This is a genomic window from Arthrobacter sp. ov407, assembly GCF_900102895.1.
Lineage (GTDB): Bacteria > Actinomycetota > Actinomycetes > Actinomycetales > Micrococcaceae > Arthrobacter.
On the sequence record NZ_FNGD01000007.1, the window covers coordinates 155,892 to 172,331 of the forward strand.

At 64.0% G+C, this 16,440-nt stretch carries 19 protein-coding genes; 8 read left to right on the top strand and 11 right to left on the bottom strand.

Translation table 11 applies throughout. The features are described from left to right. Positions 1 to 69 precede the first annotated feature (69 nt). Together mctP and BLS42_RS11025 are read right to left on the bottom strand one after the other, a co-directional pair. The gene (gene mctP / locus BLS42_RS11020) at positions 70 to 1,764 is read right to left on the bottom strand and encodes a monocarboxylate uptake permease MctP (RefSeq protein WP_090580872.1); all 1,695 of its coding nucleotides are present in this window, start codon (positions 1,762 to 1,764) and stop codon (positions 70 to 72) included. Next, positions 1,761 to 2,042 carry a DUF3311 domain-containing protein gene (locus BLS42_RS11025; protein ID WP_090580875.1) on the bottom strand — a complete coding sequence of 94 codons (282 nt, stop codon included), beginning with the start codon at positions 2,040 to 2,042 and terminating at the stop codon, positions 1,761 to 1,763. The genes mctP and BLS42_RS11025 overlap by 4 nt, the downstream gene beginning before the upstream one ends. A 309-nt stretch (positions 2,043 to 2,351) precedes the next feature. On the opposite strand from BLS42_RS11025, the gene BLS42_RS11030 reads away from it, so the two are divergent. Further along, positions 2,352 to 3,176: an SDR family NAD(P)-dependent oxidoreductase gene (locus tag BLS42_RS11030; protein WP_090580878.1), complete on the top strand. Its 825-nt coding sequence runs from the start codon at positions 2,352 to 2,354 to the stop codon at positions 3,174 to 3,176. 16 nt (positions 3,177 to 3,192) lie between these two features. On the opposite strand, the gene BLS42_RS11035 is transcribed toward BLS42_RS11030, so the two are convergent. The 4 genes from BLS42_RS11035 to BLS42_RS11050 all read right to left on the bottom strand — a co-directional run bounded on the left by BLS42_RS11035 (position 3,193) and on the right by BLS42_RS11050 (position 6,996). Continuing rightward, entirely contained in the window at positions 3,193 to 4,566 is a 1,374-nt protein-coding gene (locus BLS42_RS11035; protein WP_090580881.1) for an FAD-binding oxidoreductase, read from the bottom strand. Between the two features lie 130 nt (positions 4,567 to 4,696). Further along, entirely contained in the window at positions 4,697 to 5,146 is a 450-nt protein-coding gene (locus BLS42_RS11040; protein ID WP_218122102.1) for a cupredoxin domain-containing protein, read from the bottom strand. A gap of 155 nt (positions 5,147 to 5,301) precedes the next feature. Then, positions 5,302 to 6,492, bottom strand: coding sequence for a Fic family protein (locus BLS42_RS11045; protein WP_090580885.1), 1,191 nt, complete (start codon positions 6,490 to 6,492; stop codon positions 5,302 to 5,304). A gap of 111 nt (positions 6,493 to 6,603) precedes the next feature. After that, positions 6,604 to 6,996: a VOC family protein gene (locus BLS42_RS11050; RefSeq protein ID WP_090580888.1), complete on the bottom strand. Its 393-nt coding sequence runs from the start codon at positions 6,994 to 6,996 to the stop codon at positions 6,604 to 6,606. Between the two features lie 142 nt (positions 6,997 to 7,138). On the opposite strand from BLS42_RS11050, the gene BLS42_RS11055 reads away from it, so the two are divergent. Next, entirely contained in the window at positions 7,139 to 7,525 is a 387-nt protein-coding gene (locus tag BLS42_RS11055; RefSeq protein WP_176803358.1) for a hypothetical protein, read from the top strand. A gap of 6 nt (positions 7,526 to 7,531) precedes the next feature. Here BLS42_RS11055 and BLS42_RS11060 read toward each other — a convergent pair whose 3' ends face one another. The 3 genes from BLS42_RS11060 to BLS42_RS11065 form a co-directional block, all read right to left on the bottom strand. Continuing rightward, the gene (locus BLS42_RS11060; protein WP_371129557.1) at positions 7,532 to 7,915 is read right to left on the bottom strand and encodes an SHOCT domain-containing protein; all 384 of its coding nucleotides are present in this window, start codon (positions 7,913 to 7,915) and stop codon (positions 7,532 to 7,534) included. A gap of 156 nt (positions 7,916 to 8,071) precedes the next feature. After that, positions 8,072 to 8,227, bottom strand: coding sequence for a hypothetical protein (locus BLS42_RS20230; protein ID WP_018773067.1), 156 nt, complete (start codon positions 8,225 to 8,227; stop codon positions 8,072 to 8,074). Between the two features lie 122 nt (positions 8,228 to 8,349). Then, entirely contained in the window at positions 8,350 to 8,826 is a 477-nt protein-coding gene (locus BLS42_RS11065; RefSeq protein WP_090580894.1) for a VOC family protein, read from the bottom strand. Between the two features lie 141 nt (positions 8,827 to 8,967). On the opposite strand from BLS42_RS11065, the gene BLS42_RS11070 reads away from it, so the two are divergent. Continuing rightward, on the top strand, positions 8,968 to 9,411 hold the full coding sequence (locus BLS42_RS11070; protein WP_090580897.1) for a DUF3054 domain-containing protein: 444 nt from the start codon (positions 8,968 to 8,970) through the stop codon (positions 9,409 to 9,411). An 88-nt stretch (positions 9,412 to 9,499) separates the two neighbouring features. Continuing rightward, positions 9,500 to 9,781, top strand: coding sequence for an Lrp/AsnC family transcriptional regulator (locus tag BLS42_RS11075; RefSeq protein WP_090580900.1), 282 nt, complete (start codon positions 9,500 to 9,502; stop codon positions 9,779 to 9,781). Between the two features lie 110 nt (positions 9,782 to 9,891). Here the strand turns inward: BLS42_RS11075 and trpD are convergent, their stop codons facing one another. After that, the gene (gene trpD, locus BLS42_RS11080) at positions 9,892 to 10,953 is read right to left on the bottom strand and encodes an anthranilate phosphoribosyltransferase (protein WP_090580903.1); all 1,062 of its coding nucleotides are present in this window, start codon (positions 10,951 to 10,953) and stop codon (positions 9,892 to 9,894) included. Between the two features lie 112 nt (positions 10,954 to 11,065). Here trpD and BLS42_RS11085 point away from each other — a divergent pair, with 112 nt between their 5' ends. From BLS42_RS11085 to BLS42_RS11100, 4 genes are all read left to right on the top strand, one after another. Beyond that, the gene (locus BLS42_RS11085) at positions 11,066 to 11,740 is read left to right on the top strand and encodes an aa3-type cytochrome oxidase subunit III (protein WP_371129559.1); all 675 of its coding nucleotides are present in this window, start codon (positions 11,066 to 11,068) and stop codon (positions 11,738 to 11,740) included. An 87-nt stretch (positions 11,741 to 11,827) separates the two neighbouring features. After that, positions 11,828 to 12,616, top strand: a complete 789-nt coding sequence (locus tag BLS42_RS11090) for a cytochrome bc1 complex diheme cytochrome c subunit (RefSeq protein WP_090580909.1) — start codon at positions 11,828 to 11,830, stop codon at positions 12,614 to 12,616. A 100-nt stretch (positions 12,617 to 12,716) separates the two neighbouring features. Continuing rightward, on the top strand, positions 12,717 to 13,790 hold the full coding sequence (locus tag BLS42_RS11095) for a cytochrome bc1 complex Rieske iron-sulfur subunit (protein WP_090580912.1): 1,074 nt from the start codon (positions 12,717 to 12,719) through the stop codon (positions 13,788 to 13,790). Next, on the top strand, positions 13,768 to 15,447 hold the full coding sequence (locus BLS42_RS11100; protein WP_090580915.1) for a cytochrome bc1 complex cytochrome b subunit: 1,680 nt from the start codon (positions 13,768 to 13,770) through the stop codon (positions 15,445 to 15,447). The genes BLS42_RS11095 and BLS42_RS11100 overlap by 23 nt, the downstream gene beginning before the upstream one ends. A gap of 80 nt (positions 15,448 to 15,527) precedes the next feature. Here BLS42_RS11100 and BLS42_RS11105 read toward each other — a convergent pair whose 3' ends face one another. Then, the gene (locus BLS42_RS11105) at positions 15,528 to 16,319 is read right to left on the bottom strand and encodes a GntR family transcriptional regulator (protein WP_090580919.1); all 792 of its coding nucleotides are present in this window, start codon (positions 16,317 to 16,319) and stop codon (positions 15,528 to 15,530) included. Between the last annotated feature and the right edge of the window lie 121 nt (positions 16,320 to 16,440).

A 16,440-nucleotide genomic window follows, 5' to 3' on the forward strand; every position in this document is an offset into this window, starting at 1 on the left:
GCGCCTGATGCCCGCGACGGCGTCTTAACTCCGGTCGGGTTCCACTTCAGCGCCGAGGATTCAAGCGAATCAGAAAGTGGATCCTCCTGGCTCGGCAAGCGGGTACTCGCGCTCGATCTGGGCGACCTTCGGATCCTTCTCGTCGGCGCCGTAGTCCGAGCTGTGGGTGATGTCATTCCCACCAGGGAGCTTCATTGCGTGGAAGAGCAGAGATAGGCCGGTGGCAACCACGAGGTTTATCGCAAACGCCACAACGGCGATGTAGACCTGTATATCAGTGCCGGGGATGGCCGCGATCGAGCCGCCAAAGTAGGCTTTCGTGACCGGGTTGACCACGTTGTAAGCCGCGATGGTGCCATAGATGATTCCGGCTATCCAGCCGCCGAAAAGTGCCCACCGGTGGAACCAGCGGGTGTAGAGCCCTGCCACGATCGTCGGGAAGGTCTGCAGGATCCAGATACCGCCGAGGAGCTGCATGTTAATTGCTGCCGACTGGTCCATGGCAATGACGAAAATCAGTGCACCGAATTTCACCACAAGCGACGCGATCTTGGAGACCTTTGCTTCCTGCCGGGGTGTGGCGTCGGGCTTAATCAGGTCGCGGTAAATGTTGCGGGTGAACAGGTTCGCCGCGGCTATCGACATGATCGCGGCCGGGACCAGAGCCCCGATGGCGATGGCGGCCAGGGCGATTCCGGCAAACCAGGCCGGGAATTGATCCAGGAACAGCTGCGGCACCACCAACTGCGGGTTGACGGTTCCGTTCAGGTCGATGGGGTCGGTGCCGGCGTATATCGCCGCGTAGCCCAGCAGAGCCAGGAACCCCAGCATCAACGAGTACAGCGGCAGCACCGCGGCATTTTTCCGGATCGTATTCCTGCTCTTGGTCGCCAGGACGCCCGTGATCGAGTGCGGGTACATGAAAAGCGCCAAGGCCGAGCCCAGAGCCAGCGTCCAGTAGGCCGAGTAACTGTTCGCGCCCGGAATGAAGACTCCAGTGGGTTTACCGGTGGCAGGGTTGACCGCAGCGAGTTTCGCCTCGGCGGAGTCGAAGATGGGGCCCCAGCCGCCAAACTTGATCGGCAGGTAAATGACCGCGACGATCACCGCAAGGTAGATCAGCAGATCCTTCACAACGGCGATCAGGGCCGGAGCCCGAAGGCCCGAGGTGTACGTATAAGCGGCCAGGACCACGAACGCGATGATCAGCGGCAGGTCGGTCAGCAGTACGTTCTCCGCACTGCCCAGGCCCAGCACCGTGAGCACGGCCTTGATACCGACCAGCTGAAGTGCAATGTAAGGCATCGTCGCGACGATGCCGGTGACTGCGACGGCAAGGGTCAGCGCCCTGCTGCCGTAGCGGCCGCCAACGAAGTCGGCCGGTGTGACAAACCCATGCCGATGCGAGACGGACCACAACCGGCTCATCAGGAGGAACACGATCGGGTACAGAACGATTGTGTACGGCACCGCGAAGAATCCGCTCACGGCGCCAGTGGCCCACATTGCAGCCGGAACGGCCACGAACGTGTAGGCCGTATACAGGTCGCCGCCGAGCAGGAACCAGGTCACCCAGGTTCCAAAACCGCGGCCCCCAAGGCCCCACTCGTCAAGGCTGTGCAGCCCTGTCCCCTCTCCCCGCCGCCACCGCGCAGCTACGAACCCCAAGACCGCCACCAGGACGAAGAGAATGATCACAATGGTCAGTGGAACCCAGCTAATAGGCCGGTCCGGAGCGGCCAGCGACACGGCTGCCCCGCTCATCGCTCCTCCTGGTCACCGGTCACGCCGCGCACGGATTCGCGCCGGCGGCGATCCTCCTTACTGACCAGCCAGTAGGAGATCCCCACCAGGGCCGAGGTGATCGGAATCCACATCATCTGGTACCAGTAGAAGAACGGCATACCGGCCAAACGCGGCTCATCGACAGAATACGCCGGCACATACAACGGAATCACTATGGCGATGGCCAACAGGAATCCGGTAACGACATATGGACCGGGTCTGGCCGGCCCGCGCGTCGGCACATCGGGACTGGACATCGACGCCTCCTCATCGAGACGGGCCCCCGGAGCGGGAGGGCTTCCCGGGACGTGCCGGCGGCCTGTAGACCGTATGTCGCAACGGTCTTTTACAGAACAGAATAGACATCCGCCTTCGTCTCCGACAGGGCCATCGCACCCGTCTTTGGCGGCAGTCTTGCGCCCGGGGGTTGATCATGATGCCACCCGACGATCTCGAAGTTGGGGATCGCTGCGCGGCGCGAAGCGCGGTGCGTGAACTTGGAGCCAAGGCGCAGACACCGGCCTATCATGAGGTCACGGAACGGAACGCAAGCGGGGGCCGCTGGCATGACCAACGAACGCGAACGCAGTGAAGCGCCCACGGGCAACGTTGCGCTCGTGACCGGTGCGAGCCGAGGCGTCGGCCGGGGCATCGCGCTTGGCCTTCTGGCGGCGGGGTTCCGGGTTTACGGCTCGGGCCGCTCGATCGACCAGGCGGACCTGCCGCGGGAGCTACGGCGCGTGCGCTGCGACCATCTCAAAGACGAAGAGACGGCCCGCGTGTTTGACGTGATCCGGTCCGAGTGCGGCAGCCTCGATCTTCTCGTCAATTGCGCCTGGGGCGGCTACGAGAAGATGGTCGAAGGCGGAGCATTCACGTGGCCTGCGCCGTTTTGGGATCAGCCGGCGCATCGCTGGACCGGCATGATGGACGCCGGGGTGCGCGCGGCCTTTGTGTGTTCGGCACACGCGGCGCGCATGATGACGCCGCGGCACCGCGGCTTGATCATCAACATCAGCTTCTGGTCGGCGCAGCGTCACCTCGGCAACACGATCTACGGCATCGCAAAAGCGGCGACCGACAAGATGACATCCGACATGGCCGTCGAGCTGAAACCGTTCGCCGTTCCGGTCATCTCGCTCTACCCCGGTCTGGTTCGAACCGAGTCGGTCCTGGCAGCCGCGGAAAGTGGCGCATTCGATCTCTCAACCAGCGAAAGCCCTGAATTCATCGGCCGCGTGATCAACGCACTCTTCCACGATCCGAACCTGCTGGCGCGGACCGGCCAGGTGCTTATCGCCGCTGCGGTGGCGAAGGAATTTGGCGTACTGGACATCGACGGAAGTTCGCCGCCGGCGCTGACACTCGCGGACATCCCTTTTGAGGGGTAAGCGCCCGGCGGACTTCCTATGCGACCGGGCGGACGTTCTGATTCGATCGGAAGAGGTTCATTGGGTCGTATGTGGCTTTGACGGCGACCAGCCGATCGTAGTTGGCGCCGTAGGCTGCCCGCACCCGGGCCTCCCCTTCTTGGCCCAGATCGTTGACGTACACCCCGCCCGCGGCAAAGGGCTGCATCGCTTCGAAGAAGGCGCGGGCCCAGCCGACGTTGCGCTCCGTCTCTGCCGGGTCGGACCACTGGGCCAGGATGAGGAGCTCGCTCTGTGACCGACGATGGGGAAATGCCGTGGCCGCCGGGTCGACCCGAGCGGCCACACCGTGTATTTGCTGCATTGCGATGCCACTCGCAGCTGAAGGCATCTCGGTCGCATACTGGAGCAGGATATCGATGGCGTCGGAAGTGAAGTCGGTGAAGAAGCTCGATTTCCAATAGTGGTTCTGGCCCAACGGAAAGCCTGCGTCGCCAGCACTCTGCAGGGCGACGTAGTCGGTTGGCACCACCATGTCCACATCTGGGCCGAGATCGCGCAGCGGCCGTAGAGCCAGCTCCGCCTCATCATGCTGTCCGCTCCAGCAGACGCCGACGCCAAAAACTGGGCGGCCCGACGCGTCGCACCCCAGACTGGCCGACATCGAGAGCTCGTCGGGACAAGAGGCGGCGAATTCGGGGTAAAACCGCAGGACCTCCCTCGTCCGTTCGGCGGGGAATGAGAGCGCTCCGGCAAGAACCGGCCCGACGGGATGCAAACGATAGGTGAACGAGGTAACAACGCCGAAGTTTCCACCCCCACCCTGAATGGCCCAGTAGAGGTCTGCGTGTTGCTCGGGGCTCACCGTCAGTTGCCTGCCATCCGAAGTCACGACGTCGGCGGCGAGCACGTTGTCGCAGGCGAGCCCGTGCTTGCCGTTGAGCCAGCCAATGCCACCTCCGAGAGTCAAGCCGGCGATGCCGGTAACCGAGACGACTCCGAGCGGCGTGGCTAGGCCATATGCCTGGGTGGCGACGTCGAGATCGGTCAGGAGCGCACCCGCTCCAGCCACGGCGACCCGCCGTTCGGCATCGACCTGGACGTTCTTCATGCCAGAGCAATCCAGCATGAGCCCATGGGCGCCGACGGCGTTCCCTGCGACATTGTGACCGCCGCCCTTAATGGATACAGGAAGATCGTTTTCCCGGGCGAAGGTCACCGCACGGCGAATGTCTTCGGCGTCAGCGGGGCGGACAATCACGTCTGGACGGCGGTCAATCATAGCGTTGAAGACCTTCCGGGCTTCGTCGTAGCCGAATTCTCCAGGACGGAACAGCCGGCCCCGAAGAGCCGAACTCAAGTCATCAACGACGGATGGGTCAAGCCACGGTGAGGGGTCCTGGATAGCCACGGCAAGGCGCCTTTCTCGATCGAGACCGCCAAGAACGCCCCAGCCCTATTGATCCACTCTGGTATCGAATTCAGGTTCTGACCGTCTTGGCGCCGTGCCGGACAAAACGTGTCTCGGCACGGCGTCGTCCTCATTTGACCGTCAGTGAGCCGTGCATGCTGGAGTGGTACGTGCAGTGAAACGGGTACGTGCCCGGCTTGGAGGGTGCCTTGAATGTGGCCGTACCGCCGTTTTCCTTGACCTCGACATCAAAGAGCGTCGCATCCTGGTCTGCGGTCACCGTGTGCTCGGCAGTGTCCATGTTCGTCACCTTCACCTCGGCACCGGGAGCGACCGAGCCAGGGATCTGGTAGGCGAAGTTGCTGATCGTGATTGTCGCGGCGGCGGCGTTTGCCGCCCCGCTTCCCGACCCTGAAGCCGTGGAGCCCGCCGGGGCTGACGGCTCCATGGACATGCTGGGAGAGGTCCCGGCCGTCGTGGCCGGGGCCGATGCCGGTGTTCCGCCGCCTCCGGCACAGCCGCTCAGCCCGATCAAAACCGTCGCCAACACGAGTGCAGTCCGTGTCTTATTGCTCGTCATGATGTGCCGTCCTCGACGCTGGAGGGGGCTGCGGAATCAGCCCGGATTCCTTCCATTCTGCATCCAGCACCATCAAAAAGCACCGTCAAATTACACTGCCAAATTGCACCGTCAAATAGCACCGGCCAACAGCGCGTGCTCACTGTCGTTGCCCCTCAGCCAGCCTTACCGGCAGCGGCCAGTCGGTTGTTGAGCCGGTCCACCTCGTCGAGGACTTCGGTCGCCGCCCAGGCCCGGCTGCGCTTTGACTGGGTGACCGGGGTGATGACCCCGGCATTGGAGAGCCTCTGCAGCGCGGCGTAGACGGAACTTTCGGCGACGCCGGCAATATGGGCAGCGCTGTGGGCCTCGAACACGGGCCGCTCCAGCAGCCACGGAATGATCTTCTCGTCCGCGGATCCCCTGCGTGGCCTGGCCAGTTCCAGCCACATCGCCGGCAGGGCATCGAGTGCGGCCACGGATTCCCGGGCGGCGTCCGAGGCACGGACCGCGGAACGGGCCAGGTAGAGCACGAACGGATCGGCGTCGCCCGAGCGGTAGTTGTTGACGAGGCTGAAATACGTGTCGACGTCGGCGACCATCGCAGACGCGATCGGGGTGACCGTGTTCTTTGTGAGCCCGCGACGCCGGGAAATCGCGCCGATCAGGGCCCGGCCGATTCGGCCGTTGCCGTCGGTGAACGGGTGGATGGATTCGAAGTGGGCGTGCGCGATCGCCGCCTGCGCCATGATGGGTACGTCGCGTCGGTTGCAGAAGACCATCAGGTCCTCCATCAGGTCCGGCACGAGCTCCGGTGGGGGCGGGACGTGGATCGCGCCGCGCGGTGAATGGTCGCTGCCGCCGATCCAGTTCTGGACCTCCCTGAACTTGCCGGCGTGTGGGCCGTCCATCGGGTCGTCTTTCATGAGCGTGTGATGGGCACCCAGCATTGCCTCCAGCCGGATCTCCCCGGTTCGCCCGGCGTCGTCGATCATCCCTTGTACGGCGTCGGCTGCAGCCACCATGGAGCGGGCGTCATCACTGGCCTTGAGCCCGATCATGGCCCGCGCGTAATCGTCACGGTTGGCGTTGACGTGCTCGATTTTGGAGGAGGAGACGGCCTCGCTGCGGAGTAGGAACCCGCTGATGGCGGCCATCCGGGTTCCGGCAGTGACGTCCAGGGACGCTATGGCAACGGCGGCCTCTTCAAGGGCGACGATTGTTTCGCGGCCCGGATCGAACCAGCTCCCGGCGATCATGGGTGGTAGCGAGACCACAACCTCGGTGAATTCCCGGTCCTCGCGCGGCGGCCGCCCGGACGACTTCCACGGCATCGTCTTGCTGCCGTGCGCGGGCCAACGGGTCACGGATCCTCCTAAAGTCTAAATAGTCACTCTACTATTTAGATTTTAGGGGTTAAACATGAATAGCGCGATGCTTGGCGAGAAAAGCCTGCACCCGCGCGACAGCGGCTGCGCCTAGCGCTGAAAGGCTTCCCTGACGTCCGGCGGCGTAGCTTCCTGTATGACCCAGCGGTTGCCGTCCGGGTCCTTGAAATAGGCGAAGGCGATTCCACCGATGTCTTGGACGTCGCTGATCTCTGCGCCCCGCCGGAGTAGCTCAGCCCGTGTGGATGCCATGTCCGGGACCACGAGCTGCAGGCCTTCCAGACTGCCTGGCGGCATGCTCGTCATTCCCGTGCCGATGACAATGGACGCGGCGGAGCCGGGCGGCGTGAGCTGGACGACCCTGATGCCCGGTATGTATTCCACGTCGTGGTCCAGGACGAACCCGAGCCGGTCTGTGTAGAACGACTTGGCCTTGTCCACATCACTGACGGGTACCTGCACGACCTCGAGGCGCATCTCCATGCGCCTCAGGGTACCCCGGTTTCCTCGTGCGCACAGGCCGAGGATCAGTCGTGGATTTGGGGACGGCGTCCCTTCGATCTTCTGTTGGGGTGTTAGTTTTGCCGCAAGAGATGCTTGGGACTGGACAGGGGACTGGTTTTTGATGGCAATAGATCAGCTTTTCGCAATATTCGCCTGCGCACTGCTGGCCGGCCTGACCGTCTTCCAGGTCGCACTTATCGCCGGAGCTCCGCTCGGCAGGCTGGCGTGGGGCGGACAACACCGTGTCCTCCCTGCCAAACTCAGAATCGGAAGCGCGGTATCCATAGGCATTTATGCCCTCTTCGCTTACGCCGCGCTGGCCAAGACCGGCTTTGTCCCTCCGTTGGTCAGTGAATCCTTTACTTCAATCACTGTGTGGGTGATGACGGCATACTTCGCGCTCGGCGTCCTCATGAACGGAATCTCCCGCAGCAAGCCCGAACGCCTTGTCATGACTCCCACCACACTGGCCCTCGCAGCCACCTACCTGGTCCTTGCACTCCACTGATGCCGGTCAGGCCTGACTCAGCGCTTTGGCCTTGACAGCGTCGAACTCGCTCTGGGTCAGCGTGCCGGCGTCAAGGAGCTCCTTGGCCTTTGCGATTTCTTGGGTGGGGGATGCTGTGGCCACGGAGCGGATGTACTCGTTGGTGGCGGCTTGGGCCTGTTGTGCACTCTTGGACTGGCGCTCGGCCATGCTGCGGCCCCGCGCGATCAGGTACACAAAAACCGTGAGGAAAGGCACGAAGACCAGGAAAATAATCCACACGGCCTTGAGCCAGCCGCTGAGCTCGTGGTCCCGGAAAACGTCGGTGATAACTGCAAAAAGTGCGAACAGGTAGGCGACGAACGCGAAACTCCAAAAGAACAGCCAAATGACGTTCCAGAATTGCTCCACGGGAGCCATCCTTTCGTTCCGAGGAAGCCCTGCTGGCATCCCTTACGCGCCAAACTAGCCCTCCGGGATACCCGTCGTTAGGACCAAAGGGCCTGTATATACCGAGGTGGAGCCCCAATGCCGCCCGTGATGCGGCTGCTGCCAGAAGGGACGGGCCTAGAAGAAGTGCAGCTCACTGGCTGCGTCCGGGGAAGGATGCACCACGGGAGCTTGGCCGAGCTCGAGCAGGATGTCGTTAATGCTCAGCTGGCCGTCCAGCTGAGGATCCAGCTGCACCGGGACAACAGCCTCCGGAACGGCGTCGCTACTCATTCCACGATCATATGTGCGGACCGTCCCTGAGCCCGGGGGCCACGCCGACCGGGTCAGCGGGCGGGCCCGGCCCGTTCCACCGCGCGGGTCCCCAGGAGCGCCAGGCAACCGGCGCTGGAGCGTCACGCGCCGTCGTAAGCGGCCTGAAGGGCGGCGATGTCTAGCTTGCGCATTGCGAGCATGGCCTGCATGGCGCGCTGGGCGCCGTCGGGGTCGGGGCCACCGATCAGTTGCCCCAACACGGACGGCACAACCTGCCACGAGACCCCGTACCGGTCCTTGAGCCAACCGCACTGGCTTTCCTGGCCGCCGTCGGTCAGGGCCGACCAGTACCGGTCCACTTCTTCTTGCGACGCACAGTCGATGACAAACGACACAGCCTCCGTGAAGGTGAAGGCCGGTCCCCCGTTCAACGCCGTGAAAGTTCGCCCGTCAAGCTGGAAGCGGACGGTGATCGCCTGGCCGGCCGGCCCCGGACCGCCCTCGCCGTACCGAGCGACGTCGACGATTTTGCCGCCGTCGAAGATGGAGACGTAGTACTCGGCGGCTTCCTCGGCCTGGCTGTCGAACCACAGGCAGGTGGTGATTTTTTCGCTCACAGCGCTCCCCTTGCGTTCGCCCGTGCCACCGGCTGGCTCCGGCGGCGATCAGTGGCGTGGGACCGAGCCTAGCCCCACCGTGATTCCGCACACAACGACTTCCGCAGCCCGGCCTATCCGGACGGGACTAGGCTTGGCTATATGCCTTCCCCGACCCCCAAACTCCCCCGTCCCTCCGCCCAGGACGCTTCAAGTACCGGCTTCCGGCCCGCGCAGACCGCCGTCCTGGCCGCCGCCGCGGATGCACTCCTGATTCTGCTTTTCGCGGCGATTGGGCGCGACGCGCACCAGCGCGGGGACATTATCAGCGGCGTCTTTGCGACGGCGTGGCCGTTCCTGGCGGGCGCGGCGCTGGCATGGCTCGCCCTCCGCCTGTGGCATGGCCCCCTGCGGGTGTGGCCCGCCGGGGTCGCCGTCTGGCTCGGAACCGTCGGCGTCGGCATGATTCTGCGAGCCGTCACCGGGCAGACGGTGGTGCTGCCGTTCATCATCGTGGCCCTGCTGAGCCTGGGCGTTTTCCTCCTGGGTTATCGCCTCGTGGCCGCGGGCGTGCGGCGGGTGCGTTCACGCCGCCGCCAGGGCTGATGCACTAGGCTTGCAGAAGATGGCAGCGCCCGGGCAAGGGCCGCCGACAGGCCCGCAAACGGCGCAACCGATCCGGAAAGGCTCACACGTGGTCACCGCATTCGTCCTGATCAAGACAGACGCTTCACGCATCCCGGAGACCGCCGAGGAAATCTCGGCCATCGCCGGCATCAGCGAAGTCTATTCCGTCACGGGCGAGTGGGACCTGATCGCCATCGCCCGGGTGGCCAAGCATGAAGACCTGGCGGAAGTCATCGCGGACAAACTCTCGAAGGTCCGGGGCGTGGCCCACACCACCACGCAGATCGCCTTCCGCGCGTACTCACAGCACGACCTCGACGCGGCCTTTGCCCTCGGTTTCGAGCAGTAGCGGGCAACCAGTCACACTAGCAACATGAAGGACGGACCCGGCAGATTCTGCCGGGTCCGTCCTTCTTGGTCCGTGCGTTATGTGCCTGGTGCGCCAGTCAGGCGGCGCTTTTAGGCGGTTTGCGACAGGGCGACCCACCTGTCCAGCACCGCGGCCGCGGCACCGGATTCAATGGACTGCTCGGCGCGCTTGAACGCGCCGGCCATGCGCTCCGCCAGCGGACCCACAGCGTCGAGGTCGAACGCCACCAGCCCGGCCGCGGCGTTGAGCAACGCCGCATCGCGGGCCGGCCCCGGCGCGCCGCCAAGGACAGCCCGGACGACGGCGGCATTGGCCACCGCGTCACCGCCGCGCAGTTCCTCCAGCGTGGCCGTCCGGATGCCGAGGCCGCGCGGATCAAACATCTCTTCGGTGACCTCACCATTGCGGATCTCCCACACCCGCGACGGGCCGGTCGTGGTGAGCTCATCCAGGCCGTCATTTCCGCGGAAAACCAAGCCGCGACTGCCGCGCTTGGCCAGCACTCCGGCCACCAGGGGGGCCATCTGCTCGTTGGCGACGCCCACGGCCGAGGCCTGGACATGTGCCGGGTTGACCATGGGGCCCAGGAAGTTGAACGCCGTCGGAACGCCGAGCTCGCGGCGGGCGACGGCGGCATGCCGCATCGAGGGGTGGAACACCTGGGCGAAGCAAAACGTGATTCCCGCCTCCTCGGCGTTGAGCGCCACCCGGGGAATCGGAAGATCCAGTCTGACGCCTAGGGCCTCCAGGACATCGGCGGATCCGGAAGAGGACGACGACGCTCGGTTGCCGTGCTTGACTACCCTGGCACCCGCGCCGGCGGCGATAAGGGCGGCCATCGTGGAGATGTTGACCGTGTTCTGCTGATCGCCACCGGTGCCGACGATGTCCAGCTTCTCACCGGCAATGTCAATGGGGTTGGCGTTGGAGATCATCGCTTCCACCAGGCCAGCCAGCTCATCCACGGTCTCACCCTTGGAGCGCAGCGCCACCAGGAATCCCGCCACCTGCGCCGGCGTCGCTTCGCCGGACATGATGGAGTTCATGGCCCACTCAGTGCTCCCGGCAGTGAGGTCGGCGCCGCTGATGAGCGCGTTGATGAGCCGCGGCCAGGTGTTGCCTGCCGCCTCTGCAGATGCCTGTGAAGTCACCTCCCGATGCTATCGAGGTCGGCCCCGCAAAGACCAATGTGAACCCCTCCGGGAACTTTTCCGCGCGAATTCGCGTCTTTGTAGAAAAAGTCCTCCGAAAACGCGGTTTGCGTTGGGCAGGACGGACTTTTATAGACATAATGTCTATGTGACATCTGCGACCCATGCCCCCAGTACCCCGGCGCACCCGACGCTGAACCGCCCGAACATGGTTTCTGTTGGAACCGTTGTGTGGCTGTCCAGTGAGTTGATGTTCTTCGCCGGTCTCTTCGCCATGTACTTCACACTCCGTTCAACTTCCGGACTGATGTGGGCCGAAGAGACAGCCAAGCTCAACTTCCCCTTTGCGCTCGTTAACACGATCGTCCTCGTGGCAAGTTCCTTTACTTGCCAGATGGGCGTCTTCGCTGCCGAGCGGCTCCAACCGCGCCGGACCGGCGGAGTCTTCAGCTTCACCCAGTGGGGGATGAACGGATGGTTCATCCTGACGTTCCTCATGGGTGCCTTCTTCGTCGCCGGCCAGACGACGGAGTACTCCATGCTCGTTTCCGAGCATGTCACGCTGTCCTCCAACGCCTACGGTTCAGCCTTCTACATCACGACGGGCTTCCATGGCCTGCACGTCATCGGCGGTCTGATTGCCTTCCTGCTCATCATGGGCCGCTCCTTCGCCGCAAAGAAGTTCGGACACTTTGAGGCAACCTCGGCCATCGTCACCTCGTACTACTGGCACTTCGTGGACGTCGTCTGGATTGGCCTCTTCCTGGTCATCTACGTCCTCAAGTAGTCCAGCCTTGACTCTTTTTCTACAAGAGGCAGAATTTCAAGAAGCGGCTCCCGGAGCCACCGCAGGATCGAATAAAGGAACCACCACGTGAAGGCACTCTCGCAAAAGCGACGTCACCCACTGGCAGCAATTGCGCTGCTGCTGATGGGCCTCTTGGTCACGGGTGGGCTGTACGCCGTTGCCACCACCGTCAACCAGGCCAAGGCGGACACCACCACCTACAGCGCAAGCGACGTAGAGGAAGGCGGCAAGCTGTTCGCCGCCAACTGCGCCACCTGCCACGGCATGGGTGCCAGCGGCTCCCAGTCCGGGCCGTCCCTTGTTGGCGTCGGCGCCGCCGCTGTTGACTTCCAGGTAGCCACCGGCCGCATGCCCATGGAGATGAACGGCCCGCAGGCCCAACAGAAGCCCGCCCAGTTCAACGAGGAACAGACCAAGCAGATGGCTGCTTACGTTGCCTCGCTGGGTCCTGGCCCGGCCATTCCCGAAGCTGGCGTTCTCGGTGAGAAGGGCGACGCAGCCAAGGGTGGAGAGCTCTTCCGCACCAACTGCGCCATGTGCCACAACGCTGCCGCTGCCGGCGGCGCCCTCACCCGGGGCAAGTTCGCCCCGGCCCTCGCGGGCGTCTCCGGCCAGCACATCTACGAAGCCATGGTTACCGGCCCCCAGAACATGCCGGTCTTTAATGACGCGAACATCTCCCCCGAGGGAAAACGCGACATCATCACCTTCCTGAAGCAGATCGAGGCCAACGGTTCACCCGGCGGTGCCGATCTTGGAGCTTTGGGACCGGTTTCCGAAGGTCTCTTTGTCTGGATTGCCGGCTTGGGCGTCATCATTGCGTTCACGATCTGGCTCACATCCCGCACCTCCTAAGCGGACCTTGCACCTGTAAGAATTTTCTGCTGACCCGTCAGCAGTTTGAATTGAAACCTAACTCGGCACATGCCGAGACGAGAGAAGGATGAGGCGAATTATGGGCAACCATAGTGACGGCAGTCCGAGCCACTCGGGCACCGTAGCTACGGCTGGTCAGAATGAGGTGGAGAAGTTCCAGGATCCTGGAATTCCCCCGCACCGTTTGCGCCTGGCTGACACGGACCCGAGGGCCGCAAAGAAAGCAGAACGGCAGGTAGCCCTTCTGTTCGGTATCTCGGTCGTTGGCACCCTGATATTCCTGGTGTCGTACTTCGCGATCGATCTGGGGAATGATTCCTCGATCGCCACGATCCGCCTCCAGAACGCATTGCTCGGCACCGGCACCGCGTTTGCGATGCTCGGCATCGGCACCGGCATCGTCCACTGGGCCAAGGCCCTCATGCCGGACCACGAGGTCTCGGAAGAGCGCCACGCAATCCGCACCGAGGACGACCGCCAGGCTGCCGTCCGGATCGTCGACGACATTGTGGAAGAAACCGGCATCAAGCGCCGGCCGCTGATCCGCAACACCCTGCTCGGCGCCGTCGCCCTCGCGCCGCTGCCGGCCCTGGCCATCTTCGGTGACCTCGGTCCCCGGCCGGACAACACGCTGGCCCACACCATGTGGGCGCCGGGCCCGGACGGAAAGCTGAAGCGCCTAGCCCGCGACCCCGATGGCACCCCCATCAAGGCCGCGGACGTCACCATCGGCTCTGCTTTCCACGTCATCCCGGAAGGGCTGAACGAGCTGACCGAAGGCAAGCTGAACGAGAAGGCAAAGTCTGTTGTCCTGCTCATGCGCCTGAACCCGGAGGAGCTCCACCCCTCCCCCGAACGCGCGGACTGGGCCTACAACGGAATCGTTGCCTACTCCAAGATCTGCACCCACGTCGGTTGCCCTGTTGCCCTGTACGAGCAACAGACCCACCACCTGCTGTGCCCGTGCCACCAGTCAACCTTCGACCTGACCCAGCAATGCAAGGTTATCTTCGGTCCGGCCAGCCGTCCTCTCCCCCAGCTGCCTATCGCTGTGGACTCCGAAGGCTACTTGGTTGCCACGAGCGACTTCCATGAACCCGTTGGACCGACTTACTGGGAGCGTGAGCAGCATGTCCTCATCCCTAACTCCTGATGCCCCCGTCTTCGCCGCAAAGACTACTGGCGGCCGCATCACGGACTTCGTCGACCAGCGTGTCGGCGGCTCCGGAATCCTCCGTGAATTCGGCCGGAAGGTCTTCCCGGACCACTGGTCGTTCATGTTCGGCGAAGTGGCGCTCTACTCCTTCGTCATCCTGCTGCTCTCGGGCACGTTCCTGACCTTCTTCTTCGATCCGTCCATGGCCGAGACGCACTACGCGGGCTCCTACACGCCGCTGACGAACGTTGAAATGTCCGTGGCGTACAGCTCCTCACTGGACATCTCCTTCGATGTCCGCGGTGGCATGTTCATGCGCCAGGTGCACCACTGGTCGGCCCTGCTGTTCGTCGCCTCCGTGTCCGTGCACATGCTCCGCGTGTTCTTCACCGGCGCGTTCCGTAAGCCCCGCGAGCTGAACTGGGTGGTGGGCAGCGTCCTGCTGATCCTGTCCATGGCTGCTGGCTTCACCGGCTACTCGCTCCCCGACGACTTGCTCTCCGGTAACGGCCTGCGCATCATCGACGGCGTCATCAAGTCCATCCCGGTCGTCGGCACGTACATCTCGTTCTTCCTCTTCGGTGGCGAATTCCCGGGCACCATGATCATCAGCCGCCTCTACACGCTCCACATCCTCCTGGTTCCCGCGCTCATCCTGCTGATGATCGTGATGCACCTCTTCATGGTGGTTGTGCACAAGCACACGCAGTACCCCGGCCCCGGCCGCAATGACGGGAACGTCGTGGGCTACCCCTTGGGACCGGTCTACGCGGCGAAGGCTGGCGGCTTCTTCTTCATCGTGTTCGGTGTCGTTGCCATCATGGCGGCGTTCTTCACCATCAACCCGATCTGGAACTACGGCCCGTACGACCCCTCGCCGGTTTCGGCAGGCACTCAGCCTGACTGGTACATCGGCTTCGTTGACGGCGCCCTGCGCCTGATGCCGGGCACGATCGGTGACTGGAAGGTCGAACAGATTTGGTTCGGCCACATGTTCACGTTCAACGTGCTGCTGCCGGCCCTGGTCCCCGCGGGCATCCTTTTCACCGTCATGTTCGCCTACCCGTGGATTGAACGCTGGATCACCAAGGACAACCGCGAGCACCACGTTCTGGACCGTCCCCGCAATGCTCCTACCCGCACGGCGATCGGCATGGCCGGTTTCGTCTGGTACTGCGTTATGTGGGCCGCGGCAGGCTCCGACCTCATCGCCACCCACTTCCACGTGGCCCTGAACGATGTGACCTACTGGCTGCGCGCGCTGTTCTTCATCGGACCGGTTATCGCGTTCATCGTCACGAAGCGCGTCGCCCTGGCGCTCCAGCGCAAGGACCGCGAGATCGCCCTCCACGGCCGTGAAACCGGCCGCATCGTGCGCCTGCCGCACGGAGAGTTCATTGAGGTCCACGCCCCGCTGGACGAATACAAGCGCTACATGCTGGTCGGCTTCGAGTCGCCGGCCCCGCTGCCCGCGGTGCCGAACGACCACGGCGTCGTAGACCGCAAGGAAAAGCTCCGCGCGAAGCTGTCCCGCTGGTTCTTCGAGGACCGGGTTGCCCCGGCCTCCCCGGCAGAGCTGGAGGCCGCTCACGGCCACCACGGCGTCCACGAGGCCGTCGAAGCGGCAGAGTCTCAGAAGACGCTGAGCCACTAGGCAGCAGCAAGGAATACAGAGGAAGGCCGGTCCCCAAGGGGACCGGCCTTCCTCTGTATATGTAGCCAGACGAACAACAGCTACGGGCGGTACCCCGAGGCGTAGTTGCGCGTGGGCCGGACGCCGGGGCGCTGGAGGGGCACCCAGAGCTTGTAGCGGTCAGCCCGGTAGTAGGACACGGAGTAGTCCACCATGGCGCGGGCCACAAACGCGTGGCGCTGGATCTTCAGCAACGGAGTTCCGACCTCGACATTCAGCAGCCGGGCCGTGGACGGCGATGCGGCCGTCGCCTCGATCATGTCCTCGCCCCATTCCATCACCAGCCCGTAGCGTTCGCTCAGCACGTTGTAAAGGGATGTGGGCGGCTCGCCGTCCAGCAGGCCGGGGACCCGGTGGGCCGGGATGAAGTTCTCGTCCACGCTCATTGGCTCGTTGTCGGCCAGCAGGAGGCGCCGGAACCGGACCAGGGGTGTCCCCTCCTCCAGCTGGAGCTCACGGGCCAGGAAGGCGCTGGCGCTTATCTGCTCGAAGCTCAGGACCTTGGCGGCCGGGACCATGCCGCGGCGCTGCATCTCTTCGCTGTAGGAGGTCAGCTTGACCTGGAGATCCAGTTTGGGTTTGCGCACAAATGTGCCCAGCCCCACGACGCGCTCAATGACCTCCTCGCCCACGAGGGCGTCGATGGCCTGGCGGACGGTCATCCGGGCAAGGCCGAAGCGCTGGGCGAGCTCACGCTCGGACGGCAGCGCGGATCCCGGCGGGCAGGCGGCATTGATGTGCGCCCGAAGGATTTCCCGTAGCTGCACGTAGATCGGCACCCCGCTCTGACGGTCGATCTCGCCGGTCATCTTGGCCGCGTTAGACGACGCCATGGTTCAGTCTCCGATTGCGGCCCGGCGCGGGAAAAACACTCATATCTCAAGGGTAAGCCCGCGGCCTGGCAGGTCTAGACCACAGGCCGACTCAAGTCGTCCCGGCCCCTCCCCCGCGGCT

Excerpts from the sequence above, each read along its gene's own strand:
- mctP (WP_090580872.1), bottom strand. The coding sequence starts at position 1,764 with ATGAGCGGGGCAGCCGTGTCGCTGGCCGCTCCGGACCGGCCTATTAGC.
- BLS42_RS11025 (WP_090580875.1), bottom strand. The coding sequence starts at position 2,042 with ATGTCCAGTCCCGATGTGCCGACGCGCGGGCCGGCCAGACCCGGTCCA.
- BLS42_RS11030 (WP_090580878.1), top strand. The coding sequence starts at position 2,352 with ATGACCAACGAACGCGAACGCAGTGAAGCGCCCACGGGCAACGTTGCG.
- BLS42_RS11040 (WP_218122102.1), bottom strand. The coding sequence starts at position 5,146 with ATGACGAGCAATAAGACACGGACTGCACTCGTGTTGGCGACGGTTTTG.
- BLS42_RS11050 (WP_090580888.1), bottom strand. The coding sequence starts at position 6,996 with ATGGAGATGCGCCTCGAGGTCGTGCAGGTACCCGTCAGTGATGTGGAC.
- BLS42_RS11055 (WP_176803358.1), top strand. The coding sequence starts at position 7,139 with ATGGCAATAGATCAGCTTTTCGCAATATTCGCCTGCGCACTGCTGGCC.
- BLS42_RS20230 (WP_018773067.1), bottom strand. The coding sequence starts at position 8,227 with ATGAGTAGCGACGCCGTTCCGGAGGCTGTTGTCCCGGTGCAGCTGGAT.
- BLS42_RS11070 (WP_090580897.1), top strand. The coding sequence starts at position 8,968 with ATGCCTTCCCCGACCCCCAAACTCCCCCGTCCCTCCGCCCAGGACGCT.
- BLS42_RS11095 (WP_090580912.1), top strand. The coding sequence starts at position 12,717 with ATGGGCAACCATAGTGACGGCAGTCCGAGCCACTCGGGCACCGTAGCT.
- BLS42_RS11100 (WP_090580915.1), top strand. The coding sequence starts at position 13,768 with ATGTCCTCATCCCTAACTCCTGATGCCCCCGTCTTCGCCGCAAAGACT.
- BLS42_RS11105 (WP_090580919.1), bottom strand. The coding sequence starts at position 16,319 with ATGGCGTCGTCTAACGCGGCCAAGATGACCGGCGAGATCGACCGTCAG.